Origin of the sequence: Novosphingobium aerophilum (genome assembly GCF_014230305.1) — a bacterium.
Lineage (GTDB): Bacteria > Pseudomonadota > Alphaproteobacteria > Sphingomonadales > Sphingomonadaceae > Novosphingobium > Novosphingobium aerophilum.
On record NZ_JACLAU010000088.1, the window covers coordinates 1 to 3,219 of the forward strand.

The 3,219-nt window shown below is 67.5% G+C and carries 3 protein-coding genes and 1 pseudogene; all 4 read right to left on the minus strand.

The features are described from left to right. Nucleotides 1–516: 516 nt before the first annotated feature. Entirely contained in the window at nt 517–1,239 is a 723-nt protein-coding gene (locus H7F49_RS19030) for an SDR family oxidoreductase (protein ID WP_185685127.1), read from the minus strand. A gap of 27 nt (nt 1,240–1,266) precedes the next feature. Beyond that, complete coding sequence (locus H7F49_RS19035) at nt 1,267–1,710, minus strand: DUF2721 domain-containing protein (protein WP_185685128.1); 444 nt, start codon at nt 1,708–1,710, stop codon at nt 1,267–1,269. Nucleotides 1,711–2,053: 343 nt separating this feature from the next. Next, nucleotides 2,054–2,869: a class I mannose-6-phosphate isomerase gene (locus H7F49_RS19040; protein WP_185685129.1), complete on the minus strand. Its 816-nt coding sequence runs from the start codon at nt 2,867–2,869 to the stop codon at nt 2,054–2,056. A gap of 24 nt (nt 2,870–2,893) precedes the next feature. Further along, nucleotides 2,894–3,219: pseudogene (locus H7F49_RS19045) on the minus strand (mannose-1-phosphate guanylyltransferase); the annotation flags it as partial.

The following is a 3,219-nucleotide window of genomic DNA, read 5'->3' on the forward strand; positions in this document are numbered from 1 at the left end:
CAAAGGTCGCTCTCGTCGCCATCATGCGAAAACTCATCACAGCCCTCAACGCCATGATCCGCAACAAGCAGAAATGGGCTCTCGCCTAGACGGTTGCTCCCCGTACCGGGGAGGAAGCAAAGGTCCGTTGTGCGCAATCGGTCGTTGAAACCTGTCCACGCAGCACACCCCTCGTCGTCCCGGGCTTGACCCGGGACAGGGCTGTTCTTCCCCCACCGTCGCCACGCAAGCCCTGCCCCGGCTCAAGGCCGGGGCGACGATGGAGGAGGTATGCGTGATGGCCGTGTGGGGTGGGGAGCTGCCGTTCTTCGATCCTCCCCTGTTTCATCCGCAGGATGCAACGGGGGAGGTGTCAGACGGCGCATGCCGGCTGACGGAGGGGGCCGGTTGCTGTCCCCCTCCACCCCGCTGCCTGCGGCAGCGCGGTCCCCCTCCCCCGTTGTGCTGCGCAAAACGGAGGAGGATCGGAATGACCAACACCAGGCGAACCCGGTCCCTGACCTTAGCCCAGAATCCCTAAAACCGCAGCATCACCTTGCGGGCGAGCGCCGGGGACAGGCTGTAGACCGTGCGCAGCAGGCGGGTCAGCCCGACATTGGCCTCGGGCGCGTTGCGCTGCATGGCGACGATGATCTGCCGCGCGCACTCGGCCGCGGGCATCTTGCGCTGGTTGCGGCCCGCCGTCATCTTGGTCTCCACCACTGGCGGCAGGGCCTCGAGCACATGGATCCCGGTGCCGGCGAGCTGTGCGCGCAGGGCCTGGGTGTAGCTGCGCAGGGCCGCCTTGGTCGCGCAATAGACCGGAGCGCCCGAGCGCGGCGCGATGGCGAGGCCCGAAGTGACGTTGACGATCATCGCCTCGCCCCGGGCCCGCAGCACCGGCATCAGGTGGGTGATCAGGTGGATCGGGGCGTTGAGGTTGAGGAAGATGCAGCGGTCATTGTCGGCAAGGTCGGGCGCGGCCAGGCGGAAGTCATGCCCCGTGCCGGCCCCGGCATTGTTGACCAGCACGTCGATCGGCCGGTCGCCCAGCCCGGCCAGCACTGCCGCGACCCCGTCCGGTCCGGACAGCTCCGCCGCGATCGTCTCGAACCCCTGCGCCGCCATGTCCGCGAGCCGCTCGGGCGTGCGACCAGTGACGATCACCGTCGCCCCCAACGCACGCAACTGCAGCGCCAGCGCGCGGCCGATCCCGTCGGTGCCGCCGGTCAGCAGAATGGTCTTGCCTGTCAGGTTCATGCTTGTCCTCTCGTGCCGGAGGCCCGCTCAGATATCCTCGCGGTGCAGCTCCAGATAGTCGCGCGGGATGCGCAGGGCCGCGGCAGCGACGCGGGTTTCGTGCAGGAACAGCAGCAGCGCCCACATCAGCAGCGCAAGGGCGATCAGGAAAAACACCGCGGCCACCCATTCGAGCGGATAGCCCGCCATCTCCTCGACGAACAGGATGCCCACCGTCGTGCCGATTGCCAGGCCCGAGACCACCAGGTTGCGGATCGCCTTGGTGATCAGGACGATCCGTTCGTCGCACAGACGGATTTCGCTCACCACCATGTCGTGCTCGCTGCCGAAGGTCTCGCTGTGGCGCTGCTGCAAGTGGCGGGACCGGTCGACGATGCGGCCAAGCCGGGTCGACAGGATGTTCATGATGTTGCCGATCGCCACCAGCACGAAGACCGGGGCGAGCGCGAGCTGGATGGTGTGGGCGATCATGCTGCGGTCATCCTAAAGCGATTTGGGGTCCGGTGGAAACACCCGAGGGCGCGGAAAGCAGGGTTTGCCACGGTTCGCGCGCAGCCCCGGGCCGCGCCTTCCGGACTCACGGCACTGTCCTACCGGCCCGGTCTATGGCCTTATGGCGGTCATGCCTGGCCCGCCACCTCCCTTCGCGCCCTTGCGCACTGCCGCTTCGCACAATGGCAGGCTGACACTGCTGCGGGCGGAAAGTCACACCCGGATCGACCCAGCATCGTCGCAAACCGCAGTCCTGCCGGATCATTTCGGGAAAGATCGGGGACCCGAAAAGGTCCCGCAAGTGTCAACCCGACCCGGCCTGTCAGAGCCCCTTGGCGAGCAGCGCCAGGGCCCCGCCGCTGACCGCCACGGCATCGATCGCGGGGGCCAGCGCACATTCGCCCACGGCCAGCTCGATCCCGTTGACGGACACCCCGGGGCTGCGGGGAATGACCAGCAGGGGCCCCTCGGCGTAGTGCGGACGAACCGTCTCGCCGGCCGGGCCATCGATCCTGTCGAGCCGGAACAGCGGGCCGTCGACCAGGGTGACCTCGCCGCGTTCGGGGACAGAGCGATGCCAGTGCGCGGCATAGGGCTCGGCCCGGGAGACAGCGATGCCTTCGTCCAGGTGCAGCTCACGCGGACGGCCATAGTCATAGAGGCGATAGGTGATGTCGCTGTTCTGCTGGACCTCGATCAGGCTCACCCCGGCGCCGATCGCGTGGACGGTGTTTGCCGGAATGTAGAAGAAGTCCCCCGCCTGCACCGGATGCCAGACCATCGCCTGCTCGATCGAACCATCGATCGCGGCAGCGCGCAGCGCTTCGGATTCGATCGGGTCATGGAACCCGATGCCCAGCACGGCACCCGGCTCGGCATCGATCACCAGCCAGCATTCCTCCTTGCCCTGTTTGCCCAGTCCCTTGGCCAGGGTCTGGGCATCGGACGGGTGGACCTGCACCGACAGCGCCTCGCTGGTGAAGATGTACTTGACCAGCAGGCTGTCGAGCGCGGCGGGCGGTTCGAACCAGATCTCGCCCACGCGCTCGCCCGCGGGGGCGCGGAACGGGGGAGGCAGGACGTCGCGCCCCCAGGGCTTGGCCACGTTGCGGACCGGGAGAAGCGGGGACTGATCCATGGGAAGGGCCTGCGGATAGATGGATTACTGGTTGCTGGCGCCGTGGAGCTTGCCGACCTTCTGCGCGCCGGCGGCGCTGGTGACCAGGATCTCGCCCTGATCGACCACGATCATCACGTTCTCCAGCCCGATCACGTTCACTCGCGGGCCATCGCTATCGACCAGGACATTGCGGCAGTCGATCAGTTCGGCCGGGCCGGTCACGTGGTTGCCGGCCGCATCGCGGGCGCGCGCCTCGTGCAGGGCTTCCCAGTTGCCGATGTCGGACCAGCCCATCGCGGCCGGCACCATGGCCGCGCGATCGGTGTTTTCCATCACCGCATAGTCCACGCTTTCCGAATGGATCTGCG